At 71.9% G+C, this 13,023-nt stretch carries 12 protein-coding genes; all 12 read left to right on the forward strand.

What is annotated here, in order from left to right; translation table 11 throughout:
• Window positions 1-185: 185 nt before the first annotated feature.
• The 12 genes from ABD297_RS04360 to ABD297_RS04415 all read left to right on the forward strand — a co-directional run bounded on the left by ABD297_RS04360 (window position 186) and on the right by ABD297_RS04415 (window position 13,014).
• On the forward strand, window positions 186-1,616 hold the full coding sequence (locus ABD297_RS04360; protein WP_344253333.1) for an aldehyde dehydrogenase family protein: 1,431 nt from the start codon (window positions 186-188) through the stop codon (window positions 1,614-1,616).
• 64 nt (window positions 1,617-1,680) lie between these two features.
• On the forward strand, window positions 1,681-3,651 hold the full coding sequence (gene iolD, locus ABD297_RS04365; protein ID WP_344253334.1) for a 3D-(3,5/4)-trihydroxycyclohexane-1,2-dione acylhydrolase (decyclizing): 1,971 nt from the start codon (window positions 1,681-1,683) through the stop codon (window positions 3,649-3,651).
• Window positions 3,648-4,442 carry an HpcH/HpaI aldolase family protein gene (locus ABD297_RS04370; protein ID WP_344253336.1) on the forward strand — a complete coding sequence of 265 codons (795 nt, stop codon included), beginning with the start codon at window positions 3,648-3,650 and terminating at the stop codon, window positions 4,440-4,442. Before iolD ends, ABD297_RS04370 begins: the two co-directional genes overlap by 4 nt.
• 46 nt (window positions 4,443-4,488) lie before the next feature.
• Complete coding sequence (locus tag ABD297_RS04375; RefSeq protein ID WP_344253338.1) at window positions 4,489-5,766, forward strand: Gfo/Idh/MocA family protein; 1,278 nt, start codon at window positions 4,489-4,491, stop codon at window positions 5,764-5,766.
• Window positions 5,759-6,739, forward strand: a complete 981-nt coding sequence (locus tag ABD297_RS04380) for an NAD(P)-dependent oxidoreductase (RefSeq protein ID WP_344253340.1) — start codon at window positions 5,759-5,761, stop codon at window positions 6,737-6,739. Before ABD297_RS04375 ends, ABD297_RS04380 begins: the two co-directional genes overlap by 8 nt.
• Window positions 6,736-7,515: an SDR family oxidoreductase gene (locus ABD297_RS04385; protein ID WP_344253341.1), complete on the forward strand. Its 780-nt coding sequence runs from the start codon at window positions 6,736-6,738 to the stop codon at window positions 7,513-7,515. Before ABD297_RS04380 ends, ABD297_RS04385 begins: the two co-directional genes overlap by 4 nt.
• A 49-nt stretch (window positions 7,516-7,564) precedes the next feature.
• Window positions 7,565-8,569, forward strand: a complete 1,005-nt coding sequence (locus ABD297_RS04390; RefSeq protein WP_344253342.1) for a Gfo/Idh/MocA family protein — start codon at window positions 7,565-7,567, stop codon at window positions 8,567-8,569.
• A complete protein-coding gene (locus ABD297_RS04395; RefSeq protein WP_344253344.1) occupies window positions 8,566-9,510 on the forward strand; it encodes a sugar phosphate isomerase/epimerase family protein in 945 nt (314 codons plus the stop codon). Before ABD297_RS04390 ends, ABD297_RS04395 begins: the two co-directional genes overlap by 4 nt.
• Window positions 9,507-10,568, forward strand: a complete 1,062-nt coding sequence (locus ABD297_RS04400; RefSeq protein ID WP_344253346.1) for a Gfo/Idh/MocA family protein — start codon at window positions 9,507-9,509, stop codon at window positions 10,566-10,568. The genes ABD297_RS04395 and ABD297_RS04400 overlap by 4 nt, the downstream gene beginning before the upstream one ends.
• Window positions 10,565-11,473 carry a sugar phosphate isomerase/epimerase family protein gene (locus ABD297_RS04405; protein WP_344253347.1) on the forward strand — a complete coding sequence of 303 codons (909 nt, stop codon included), beginning with the start codon at window positions 10,565-10,567 and terminating at the stop codon, window positions 11,471-11,473. The genes ABD297_RS04400 and ABD297_RS04405 overlap by 4 nt, the downstream gene beginning before the upstream one ends.
• Window positions 11,474-11,544: 71 nt before the next feature.
• Window positions 11,545-12,375, forward strand: coding sequence for a DUF72 domain-containing protein (locus ABD297_RS04410; RefSeq protein ID WP_344253349.1), 831 nt, complete (start codon window positions 11,545-11,547; stop codon window positions 12,373-12,375).
• A 120-nt stretch (window positions 12,376-12,495) separates the two neighbouring features.
• A complete protein-coding gene (locus tag ABD297_RS04415) occupies window positions 12,496-13,014 on the forward strand; it encodes an OsmC family protein (RefSeq protein ID WP_344253350.1) in 519 nt (172 codons plus the stop codon).
• Window positions 13,015-13,023 lie beyond the last annotated feature (9 nt).

Here is a 13,023-nt window from a genome sequence, read left to right on the forward strand (position 1 = left end):
CAGGCTCCTGACGGCACACGTGTCTCGTCCTGCCTGCATGCCCTCGATCCCTGAGGGGTTTTTGATGGTTTGGAATCGCTTGACCCTCCCCCCTGCCGGGGTCACGCTGGACCCACTCGACCGGCGCCACCCATGTGAGATCCCCGCGCTGGTCTGCCCCTCGATGACGACGGACGGAGTCCAGCGTGAAGCTGTTGATCGGTGGCCTCTGGGCCGATGCCGCATCAGGACGTGAGGAGGACGTGACCTCGCCGTTCGACGGGTCCGTCGTCGGGTCGGTCGCCCTCGCAGGCCGCGAGGACGTCGACCGCGCGCTCGACGCCGCGACCGAGGGTGCCAGGGCCTGGCGGCGGACTCCCGCCCACCAGCGCATGCAGGTGCTCCTCCGCGCAGCCGCCCTCGCCGACGAGCGTGCCGAGGCCATCGCGCAGACGATCAGCGCCGAGGCCGGCAAGGCCATCGGTGAGGCCCGCGGCGAGGCATCACGATCCGGCGAGCTCATCCGCCTCGCGGCGTTCGAGGGCACGCAGCTCTACGGCGACTCCCTCCCCCTGGACGCCAACCCGGGCACCGGCTTCGACAAGGTGGGATTCACCGTCCGTCAGCCGGTCGGGGTCGTCGTGGCGATCACGCCCTTCAACTACCCGTCCCTGCTCGTGCTGCACAAAGTCGCACCCGCGCTGGCTGCTGGAAATGCCGTGGTGCTCAAACCTGCCCGGACGACGCCGTTGACCGCCCTCGCCCTCGCCGCGTGTTTCGTGGACGCGGGTCTCCCTGAGGGGGTGCTGTCGGTGCTGACCGGCGCCGGCGGTGAGCTCGGGGACGCTCTCGTCAGTGACCCACGGGTCAACAAGATCTCGTTCACCGGATCGACCCCCGTCGGCACCCGCATCACCCAGCTCGCCGGCGTGAAGAAGCTCTCCCTCGAGCTCGGCGCCTCCTGCCCCGTCATCGTCCTGCCCGATGCAGACATCGACGCCGCCGCGGCGGCCGTCGCCCTCGGTGGTTTCGTCAACGCCGGGCAGGTCTGCATCTCGGTGCAGCGCGTCATCACCCACCCCACGATCGCCGGGGACTTCCTCGACGCCCTGGTGCCTCGGGTCGAGCGCATCACCACCGGCGACCCCAGGTCGACGGACACCGCCATGGGCACTCTCATCACCGAGCAGGAGGCCGAGCGCGTGGAGCGATCGATCCGGGCCGCCGTCCGGGACGGCGCGACGGTGCTGACGGGCGGCGAGCGCGACGGCGCGGTCATCTCGCCGGCCGTGGTCAGCGGGGTCGACCCCGCCTCCCCGTTCAGCCAGGACGAGCTGTTCGGTCCGGCGGTCGCCGTCTCGACCGCGGCGGACTGGCAGTCCGCGATCGCCCAGGCCAACGGCACGGCATACGGCCTCGGCGCGGGGATCTTCACCTCGGACGTCTCAGGGGCCGTCCGCGCCGTCCGGGAGCTCGACACCGGCACGATCCACATCAACTGGACGCCGTTGTGGCGCGCGGACCTCATGCCGTACGGCGGCCTCAAGGGCAGCGGCATCGGCAAGGAAGGACCGCGCTCCGCGGTCGCCGAGATGACGGACGTCAAGACCGTCATCCTGCACGGTCGTCCCTGGTGACCCATCCCATCTGCCCAGCACCTCTCCCCCACACCCGCAGCACCGACGAGAAAGAGCCCGGACGATGCCTCGTACTGCCACCATCCGACTGACCGCGGCGCAAGCCGTGGTGACCTACCTGTCACGGCAGTACTCCGTCGCCGACGGGGAACGCCGCCGGCTGGTCCCCGCCACCCTCGGGATCTTCGGCCACGGCAACGTGGCGGGCCTGGGCCAGGCGCTCGACCAGCTGAGCGAGACGATGCCTTTCGTCCAGGGTCGCAACGAGCAGGCCCTGGTGCACGCGGCCGTCGGCTTCGCCAAGCACTCCCGGCGGCGCGCCACCCTGGCCGTCACTGCCTCGATCGGCCCGGGCGCGATGAACATGGTCACGGGCGCGGCGCTGGCGACCATCAACCGGCTGCCCGTGCTGCTCCTGCCGGGTGACACCTACGCCACGCGCCACCAGGGACCCGTGCTGCAGCAGCTGCAGCACCCCACCGATGCCGACCTGACCGTCAACGACGCCTTCCGTCCGGTCAGCCGGTTCTTCGACCGGATCACCCGGCCCGAGCAGCTGCTGACCGCCCTTCCTGCCGCCATGCGCACCCTCGTCGACCCTGTCGAGACCGGTGCCGTCGTACTGTCCCTCCCCCAGGACGTGCAGTCGCACGCCTACGACTTCCCCGCCGAGCTCTTCGCCGAGCGCGACTGGGTGATCCGTCGCCCGGCCCCGGACGCCGACGAGATCGACGCTGTCGCAGCACTTCTCGCCGACGCGAAGAAGCCGATGATCATCGCCGGCGGTGGCGTCGTCTACTCGGACGCCAGCGAAGAGCTCCACGCCCTGTCCGCTGTCGTGGGAGCGCCGGTGGCGGAGACCTTCGGCGGCAAGGGAGCCGTGCAGACCCGCGCCTGGTGGCAGGTGGGCGGCATCGGGCTCGAAGGAACCCCGGCTACCAACACCCTGGCCAACGAGGCCGACGTCGTCCTGACGGTGGGCTCCCGGCTGACCGACTTCGCGACCGGCTCGCACTCGATCTTCGCCAACCCGGACGTGCGGTTCGCCAGCATCAACGTCAACGTGCACGATGCAGACCGGCTCGGCGCCGTCGGAGTCATCGGCGACGCCAGGCGCAGCCTCGCGGCCCTGACGCAGGCGCTCATGGCGCGTGACGTGCACGCGAACCCGTCGTGGAGGAACCGCGTCGAGGAGCTCGCCGACGCCTGGGCGATCGAGCGCGCGGAGGCCCTGGACCCCGACCAGCTGTTCGACAAGTCCGCAGTGGCGGCTGACTCCGATGTCGTCACCACCACCGACGCGGTCCTGACCCAGGGCCAGGTCATCGGCGTGCTGCAGGAGCACGCCCGGGCCGGCGACGTCGTCGTCGCCGCGGCCGGAGGCCCTCCGGGCGACCTGCAGAAGGTGTGGGACGCCACTGACGGACGGACCTGCCACCTCGAGTTCGGCTTCTCCTGCATGGGATTCGAGATCCCGGCGGCGATGGGCATCCGGATGGCGCACCCCGACGCGAGTGCCAGGATCACGGCGTTCCTCGGTGACGGGACCTTCCTCATGGCACCCACCGAGCTTGTCACGGCCGCGCAGGAGGGCCTGCCCATCACCGTGGTGATCCCCGAGAACCACGGCTACCAAGTCATCCACCGCCTTCAGATGTTCCGCAGCGGTCGGGAGTTCGGCAACGAGTTCCGTTACCGCACAGAGCCGCTCGCGCTCGCCGACGCTACGGAGGTGGACAGTGCGGCACGCCTCAGCGGGGACTACCTCTCCGTCGACCTGGTGAAGGTGGCAGCCGGCCTCGGGGCCATGGCAGTCCGCGCCGGCACCGCCGACGAGCTGCGCGCCGCGCTGGACGACACCCGGGGACACGAGGGCACCGTCGTCATCGTGGTGCCGGTCATCCCCCACGCCGACCTGCCGCCGGCGGGCGTGTGGTGGGACGTGGCACCGGCCGAGGTCTCGGAGGTCACCACGGTGCCGGCCCTGCGCGCCGAGTACGAGCACGACCGCGCGAGCCAGCGGTGGTTCGGGTGACCGCCACACGCCCCGGCCCGCTCGACCACGGCGCCCTGTCGCGGGCCGTTCGCCGCGGTGCCACGTCGATCGGCACCTTCCTCGGGACCGCCTCCGCAGTCACAGCCGAGGTGTGCGCCGCCTCCGGCTTCGACTGGTTGCTGCTCGACCTCGAGCACGGCTCGGGCGGCGAGGAGCAGGTGCGCGACGTCGTGCCGGTCGCCGGCGCCTACGGCGTACCGACCGTGGTGCGCGTCGAGACCGATGCGAGGATCCGGATGGGCCGGGTGCTCGACAACGGCGCCGCCGGGATCATGCTGCCCCGGATGGACAGTGCCAGCCAGGTGCGAGAGGCGTTGCGACACCTCCGGTTCCCTCCACACGGCGACCGCGGCGTGGCGACCTACAACCGGGCCTGCAGGTTCGGGCTCGACCCCGGAGCCCTCGACCGCGCCGACGAGGAGATCCTCGTCGTCGTCCAGATCGAGTCGGCGGCAGCGGTCGCAGCGGCCGACGAGATCGCGGCCCTCGACGGCGTCGACGTGCTCTTCATCGGGCCGAGGGACCTCAGCCACGATCTGGGGGTGCCGGGCGACACCACGGCGCCCGCCTTCGTCGAGGCGCTCGAGACCGTGCTCGCGGCCGGCAAGAGGCACGGTCGGGCCTGCGGGCTGCTCGTCAACGACGGGGCGGCCGCTGCGGAACGCCTCGCCCAGGGCTGGACCTTCGTGGCGATCGGCTCCGACGCCACCCTGCTCGCGGCGGCGTCCCGCTCGGCGTTGGGCCGCGCGCGCCAGGACGGCGCCGCCTGACGCGACCCGAGGCGCCCGAGGTCCCTCGGCGCCCCTCACCTCCCTCATGACCTCTTCGGAAAGCGACATCGACATGGTTGGACACATCAACGACACGGGCGTCACCGAGCTGGGAGTCGGCCTGATCAGCGTCGGCTGGATGGGCAAGCTCCACAGCCGGGCCTACCAGGCCATCCCGCTCGTCTATCCCGAGCTCGGCATCCGGCCCCGCCTGGTGCACGCCGCCGACACGGCCCAGGACCGGGTCGACTACGCCCGTGAGGTGCTCGGCTACTCCCGTGGCAGCACCGACTACCGCGACGTGCTCGCCGACCCCGACGTCGACGTCGTCTCGATCTGCGCCCCGAACCTGCTCCACCGCGAGATCGGCGTCGCCGCCGCGAAGGCCGGGAAGCCGTTCTGGATCGAGAAGCCCGTCGGGCGTGACGCCGTCGACACGGCCGCCGTCGCCGCGGCCGCCCAGGCGGCCGGCGTCACCACCTCGATCGGCTACAACTACCGGCACGCCCCCGCGGTCGAGCGGATCCGCGAGCTCATCGCGAACGGCGACCTCGGTCGCATCACGAACGTCAGGGCGGTCTTCTTCAACGGGTACGCGTCCGAGCCCAACGGCGCGCTGTCCTGGCGGTTCAAGCGGGACCTGGCCGGCAGCGGCGCGCTCGGTGACCTGCTCAGCCACGTCGTCGACCTCGTGCAGTACGTCGTCGGTCCGATCAACGACGTGAGCGGGATGCTCTCGACGGTGCACCGGCAACGGCCGGTCCTGCCGATGGGACAGGCCACCCACTTCGCGGTGATCGAGGACGGTGAGCTCGGCGACGTCGAGAACGACGACTACGCAGCAGCGCTCGTCAGGTTCGCCGCCGACTCTCCAGGGGCCGGGGCGCTCGGCACCCTGGAGGCCTCCCGCGTCATCGTCGGGCCCCAGTGCGGGCTGGCGTTCGAGGTCTACGGCACCGAGGGTTCCGCCTCCTGGAACTTCGAGCAGATGAACGAGCTGCGGCTGGCACTGGGTCGCACCGGTCCCAACCAAGGCTACACGACCATTCTGGGCAACGCGTCACAGGGCGAGTACGCAGCGTTCCAGCCCGGACCGGGCAACAGCCTGGGCTACGACGACCTCAAGGTCGTCGAGGCCAAGAAGTTCCTCGTCGCCGCCACCGGCGGTGAGCAGCGCAACTCCACCATCCAGGAAGCCCTCGCCGACGCCGAGGTCATCGCCGCGGTCGCGGCCTCGGCCGCCGACGGGCAGTGGCACACCGTGCCGCACGTCCCGGGCGCCACCTTCGGACACGACCGGCAGTCGGCGGTGAGCAATGCCTGAGGTCGCCGGGCTGCCTGTGGTCGTGGGGCTGGGCCCCGTCGACCCCGCGCTCGTCGGACCGGTCCTCGACGGGCGCTGCCGGTTCGTCGCCGAGCCCACCGATGCCGACCTCTCCCGCGCGCAGGGAGCCATCGCCCGGGCGGACGCCGAGGTCGACCGGGACTTCCTCGAACGCACCCCGCTGCTGCGCGTCGTCGCGCGCACCGGCGTGGGCGTCGAGCGGGTCGACCTCGACGCGGCCACCGCGAGGGGCATCGCCGTGGTCGTCACGCCGGGAGCCGGCACCGCCGCCGTCGCCGAGGGTGCCATCGCCATGGCCCTGCACCTCGTCAAGCGCTTCGGCCGGCTCACCACCCTCGTCCGGACGGGAGCCTGGGCCGATCGCGGAGACATCCCGGTCGGCGACCTCCGTGGGTCGGTGCTCGGAGTCGTGGGCTACGGCCGCATCGGACAGCGGGCCGCCGTGCTCGGCGCTGCGCTCGGAATGACCGTCCTGGCCCACGACCCGGTCAGCGAGCCCCCCGCCGACATCCGCTGCACGGATCTGCGCGACCTCGTCGCCCGCAGCGACGTCATCACCCTGCACCTGCCGCTGCTCGCGTCCACCCGGCACCTGGTCGACGAGGCGCTGCTGCGGCACGTGAAGCCGGGGACCATCCTCGTCAACTGCGGTCGCGGCGCGCTCGTCGACCTCGACGCGGTGGGCACGGCTCTGCAGGAGGGGCGGCTCGGGGGCGTGGGCCTCGACGTCTTCGATCCCGAGCCGCCCGCGCACCACCCGCTCTTCGACCATCCCGACGTGGTGCTCACCCCGCACCTCATGGGGCTCAGCCGGCAGGCGACCGCTGCGACGTTCGTCGACGCCGCGCAGGGAGTGATCGACGTGCTCGACGGCCGCCCACCTGCCGCGGTGGCCAACCCGGGCTGGGAGCAGGCGACAACCCGCACGACCCGAACCCTGGAGGCGACATGAAGGACCTGCTCACCGGCAAGGTCGTGCTGGTCAGCGGCGGCACGCAGGGCCTGGGCGCCGGCATCGCCCGCGCCGCCGCCCGAGAAGGGGCCACCGTGGTGCTGACCGGCCGCGCCACCGACCGCGGCGAGGTCGTCGCCGCCGAGCTCCGGGACCTCGGCACCGACGCCGTCTTCGTCCGCGCGGACCTGAGCGACGTCGCGCAGGCGCAGTCCGCCGTCGCCGCGACCCTCGAGCGGCACGGCCGCATCGACTGCCTCGTCAACGCGGCCGGCCTGACCACCCGGGGCACGGTGCTCGACACCACGCCAGAGCTCTTCGACCAGCACATCGCCGTCAACCTGCGAGCGCCGTTCTTCCTCATGCAGGCGGCGATCGCCGACATGGTGCAGCGCGGCGCGCCCGGCACCATCGTCAACGTCATCTCCATCGACTCCCACGGGGGCCAGTCCTTCCTCGCGCCCTACGTCGCTGCGAAGGCCGGACTCGCCGGGCTGACGAAGAACGCCGCCCACGCCCACCGCTGGGACCGCATCCGGATCAACGGTCTCAACATGGGCTGGTCCGCCACGGACGGCGAGGACGTCACCCAACGGCATACGAACGACGCCGGTGCGGACTGGCAGCAGGAGGCCGGAGCCCGGCTGCCCATGGGCAAGCTCGGACAGGTCGACGAGATCGCCGACTTCGTGGTCTTCCTGCTCTCCGAACGCAGCGGTGTGGTCACCGGCTCGGTCATCGACTGGGACCAGAACGTCATCGGCGGCCTCGGCTGAGCGCCGCGGCCGCCCACCAACCAACCCAACTCGTATCGAGGAGAGAACCATGCGCCTTGGCCTGATCGGTCTCGGCAGAATCGGCTCGTTCCACGCCGACACCCTGTCCCGGCTTCCCGTCGTCGAATCCCTGGTCGTGACGGACGCGGTCCCCGCGGTCACCACCTCCGTCGCCGAGCGGGTCGGCGCGGAGCCGGCCGACTCCCCGGAGTCGCTCATCGCCGCCGGGGTCGACGCCATCGTCATCGCGGCCGCCACGAACGCCCACACCCAGCTCATCAGGGCCGGCATCGACGCCGGCATCCCGGTGTTCTGCGAGAAGCCGCTCTCCGCCGACCTCGCGGAGGCGACCGCCATCGCCCGTGACGTCAACGACAGCGGCATCGCGGTCCAGGTCGGCTACCCGCGGCGCTTCGACCCGGCCTTCAGCGCTGCCCGGGCCGCCGTCGAGTCCGGCGAGCTCGGCTGGGTCCACACGGTCCGTTCGACCACGATGGACCCGGCTCCGGCCCCTCGCGGGTACATCGAGACGTCCGGAGGGATCTTCCGGGACTGCAGCGTCCACGACTTCGACACGGTCCGGTGGGTCACCGGACGCGAGGTCGTCGAGGTCTACGCCACCGGCAGCGACAAGGGCGCCGACTTCTTCGCGGAGTTCGGCGACGTCGCCACCGCCACGACCCTGCTGACCTTCGACGACGGCGCCACCGCGGTCGTCTCCAACACGCGCTACAACCCGCGCGGCTACGACGTCCGCCTCGAGCTGCACGGCACCGGCGACAGCGTCGCGGCCGGCTGGAGCGACACCACTCCCCTGCGCAACCTCGAGCCCGGCATCAGCTGGCCGTCGGGTCCGCCGGCCACCTTCTTCATGGACCGGCTCACCGACGCCTTCCAGGCCGAGCTCCAGGCATTCACGGAAGTCGTTGCCGGACAACGCACCTCGCCGTGCACCGTCGACGACGCCCTGGCCGTCGCCTTCATGGCGGAGGCCGCCACCCTGTCCCTGCAAGAGCACCGTCCGGTGCGGATCGACGAGGTTCGACAGTCATGACCCACAACGCCCTTCACAGCCATGCTGCCTCCGCGACGTCCGCGACGTCTGCGCAGCACCGGATCGCCGGCGCACCCATCTCCTGGGGAGTCTGCGAGGTCCCGAACTGGGGCTACCAGCTCACCCCCGAGCGGGTGCTCGCCGAGATGCAGGACGTCGGTCTCTCTGCGACCGAGCTCGGTCCGGACGGCTTCCTCCCGGCTGACCCCGGTGAGATGGCTGCGGTGCTCCAGCGCCACCACCTGACGGCGGTCGGCGGTTTCACCCCCGTGCTCATGCACCAGGCGGCGCACGACCCCCTCCCGGAGATCAGCCGGATCCTCATGGGCTACGACGCCACCCACGCGGAGGTGCTCGTGCTCTCGGCCGTCTCCGGGCTCGACGGCTACGACACGAGGCCGACGCTCGACGAGGACGGCTGGAAGAGACTGCTCGACAACCTCGACCGGATCGCGCACCTGGCCTCCGAGCACGGGGTGCAGGCCGTGCTCCACCCACACGTCGGCACGATGGTCGAGTCCGGTCCGGACGTCGAGCGGGTCCTCGAGGGGTCCTCCATCGCCCTGTGCCTCGACACCGGACACCTGCTCATCGGCGGCACCGACCCCGCCGAGCTGACCCGCCAGTCGCCCGATCGCATCGCGCACACCCACCTCAAGGACGTGGACAGCACCGTCGCGGACAAGGTGCGCGCCGGACGTCTCACCTACACCGAGGCCGTCGTCGAGGGGATGTACCGCCCCCTCGGCACCGGGGACGTCGACATCGCAGCGATCGTGCGCACGCTCCAGGGCGCCGGCTACACCGGCTGGTACACCCTCGAGCAGGACACCATCCTCACGGAGGAGCCCCGCGGCGAGGGCCCGGTGCACGACGTGCGGATCAGCGCCGACCACGTGCGCGACCTGCTCTCCGTCCCGTCGTCGCAGACGTCCGCGTGACCGGCCAGGAGCCGCTGCGGCTCGGTCTGCTCGGAGCGGCCCGCATCACCGACCTGGCCGTCATCAAGCCGGCCCGGGTCACGGGGACCCGCCTCGTCGCCGTCGCGGCCCGGGACCCCTCCCGGGCCGCGGCGTTCGCCGACGCCCACGGCGTCGAGAAGGTCCACGAGTCCTACCTCGACGTCATCAACGACCCGGATGTGGAGGCGGTCTACAACCCGTTGGCCAACAGCATCCACGCGCCGTGGAACAAGGCCGCCCTCGACGCCGGCAAGCACGTCTTCACGGAGAAGCCCTCGGCGAGCAACGCGGCCGAAGCCGAGGACGTCGCCGCCCTGGCGCGCACGACCGACCGACAGTTCTTCGAGGGCTTCCACTACCTCTGGCACCCGTTGGTCGCTCGGCTGCACGAGATCCTCGCCGGCGGAGAGCTCGGCGAGCTGCGCCACATCGAGACGGTCATGGACATGCCCGCACCCGCTGCCACGGACCCGCGGTGGTCGCTCGACCTCAGCGGGGGCGCTCTCATGGACCTCGGCTGCTACAGCCTCCACTCCCTGCGCCTGCTCGCTCCGACGCTCGGCGGCGAGCCCACTCTCGTCAGCGCGACGGGCGGCGAACGGCCCGGTCACCCCGGCATCGACGAGTGGCTCACGGCCGAGCTCGAGTTCCCGAACGGCGTCACCGGGACGGCCGGCTGCAACATGGCCAGCGACCACCACCAGATGAGCCACCGACTGATCGGCACCAAGGGCGAGGCCACGATCGTCGACTTCGTCAACCCCCACGACGACGACCGACTCGTCGTCACGACGGCCGCCGGCCGCCGCACCGAGCACCTCGGGCGCCGATCGTCCTACACCTACCAGCTCGAGGCGTTCACCTCGGCGGTCCGCACCGGCGTGCCCGCCCGCACGGACGCGGACGACGCCGTCCTGACGATGCGCCTCATCGACCAGTGCTACGAGGCGGTGGGCCTGGCGCCCCGCCCGTCCCGCTCCAGCCCGTCCGATCCCCACACCCACTCCGACACACGATCCTGGAGCGACCCCCGATGACGATGCCCACCGACGACCTGATGGCCACGTGCTGGACGAGCGCGGGCGATGCCGCCTCCGACCGCCCGGACCTGCGCAGCCCGCTCAGCCTGCGCGAGCGCGTCGAAGCAGCGTCAGCAGCCGGCTACCGGGGCTTCGGGCTTCTCTCCGACGACCTCCCCGCAGCCGTTGACACCTACGGGCTCAAGGGGATCCGTGCCCTGCTGGCAGACAACGGGATCGTCCACCTCGAGCTCGAGGGGATCCCCTGGTGGTGGGACGAGGGGCCTCATCGAGCGGAGTCGGACCGCGTCCGCCACCTCCTCCTCGACGCGGCCGAGGTGCTCGAGCCCCGCCACCTCAAGGTGACCCCCGACGGTGACGACGGGCCGTGGGACCGCGAGGTCTGGGCGTCGCGCTTCGCCGGGCTCGCCGACCAGTGCGCGGCCGTGGGTGCACGCCTGGGCATCGAGTTCTTCCCGTGGTCCAACGTCAAGACCCTGCACGACGGCCTGCAGCTCGTCGCCGACGCGGGGCACGAGGCAGGCGGGGTCATCATCGACACGTGGCACGTCGCCCGTGCCCACACGCCGGTGTCCGACCTCGCAGCCGTGCCGCTGGACCGGATCATCGGGGTCGAGCTGAACGACGCCGACGCCGACGTGGTCGGGACGCTGTTCGAGGACACCGTCCACCGCCGCCGGTACTGCGGCGAGGGCAGCTTCGACCTGACCGGCATGATCACGGCCCTGCGCGCAGCCGGGTGGACGGGACCCTGGGGTGTCGAGATCCTCTCCGAGGAGCACCGCGCCTTGCCCGTCGGCGAGGCGCTCGACCGTGCCGCCACCAGCGCGCGAGACGTGCTCGCCGCCGCGTCGACGCACGCCGCCGCCCACCTCCCCACCCAGGAAGCCGGCCACCACTGAGAGCCGGCGGGACCGGTCCGTTCAGGCAGACGGCATACGCCCCCTCCCGAGCCCCTGGGTAAGGGTGGGGCATGCCTCACGCACGGATCGGCGTCTCCGGCTGGCGCTACCCCTCGTGGCGCGGCGACTTCTACCCCAAGGGTCTGCCCCAACGCCTCGAGCTGACCTACGCCGCCGAGCGGATGACCTCCGTCGAGGTCAACGGCTCGTTCTACTCCCTCCAGCGGCCGAGCTCGTATGCCGCGTGGCGAGCCGCCGTCCCCACCGACGTCGTGCTCGCGGTCAAGGGCGGCCGCTTCATCACCCACATGAAGGCGCTGCGCGACGTGGAGACGCCGCTGGCCAACTTCTTCGCCAGCGGCGTGCTCGCGCTGGGGCCGCAGCTCGGGCCGGTGCTGTGGCAGCTGCCGGAGCGGGTCACCTTCGACGCCGAGCGACTCCGACTCTTCTTCGAGCTGCTCCCGCGCTCGACGGCCGAGGCGGCCCGGCTGGCGGGGAAGCACGACGACAAGCTCGGCGAGGAACGCGTCCTCACGACCTGCGAGGTCGACGTGCCGGTGCGCCACGCCCTCGAGCCCCGGCACGAGAGCTTCGACTCCGAGGAGGCTCGGGCCCTGTGCCACGAGCACGGTGTCGCCATGGTCATCGCCGACAGCGCGGGCCGCTGGCCGGTCATGGACGACGCGACGAGCGACTTCCGCTACGTGCGGCTGCACGGCGAGACCGAGCTCTACGCCAGCGGCTACACCGACGCCTCTCTCGACCGGTGGGCGCGCACGTGCGAGGCCTGGCTGGAGCGGGGCCACGACGTGCACGTCTACTTCGACAACGACACGTTGGGCCACGCCCCGCACGACGCGGTGCGCCTCGTCCGCAGGCTCGGGCTGCACACGACCTCGTGAGCCGGAGGGCCCGGGGTCCGGCACGGGCCCACACGACGCGGGCACCCGGCATACGGTGTCGGTGACAGGACCCTGACGACGGGAGCCAGCCATGCCCCACCAGCACCTGAGCGACGCGGGATGAACCGGGACGAGCTGCGCGCGGCGCAGGACCCCCTCAAGGCGCGCTACCGCGAGGACCCGGAGGCGGCGATGCACCCGGTCTCGGCGAGCGCGGTCTTCGGTGAGCCGGTCACCGTCGAGGTCCCCACGACGGCGGGTGTCGTGCGGGCCGGACTCCATCCGGCGGCGGGCGGCGACGGCTCGGACGCATGCTCCGGCGACATGCTGATGGAGGCCCTGGTGGCCTGCGCAGGCGTGACGCTGCACGCCGTCTCGGTCGCGTTCGGCGTCGAGCTCCACGACGTGCAGCTGCGCGCCGACGCACAGTTCGACGCCCGCGGCACCCTCGGTGTCGACCGCAACGCACCGGTCGGCGTCCTGCTGCCGCGGGTCGTCGCCGAGGTCTCGACCGAGGCCGACGACGCGACGCTGGCACGGCTCGCGACGGCGACCGAGCGCTACTGCGTCGTCGGCCAGTCCCTGCGGCACCCGCCGACCATCGAGGTGCGCCGACGCGGCGACTCTGGCGACCGGTAGGTTCGTGCC

Origin of the sequence: Terrabacter carboxydivorans (assembly GCF_039532035.1) — a bacterium.
GTDB lineage: Bacteria > Actinomycetota > Actinomycetes > Actinomycetales > Dermatophilaceae > Terrabacter > Terrabacter carboxydivorans.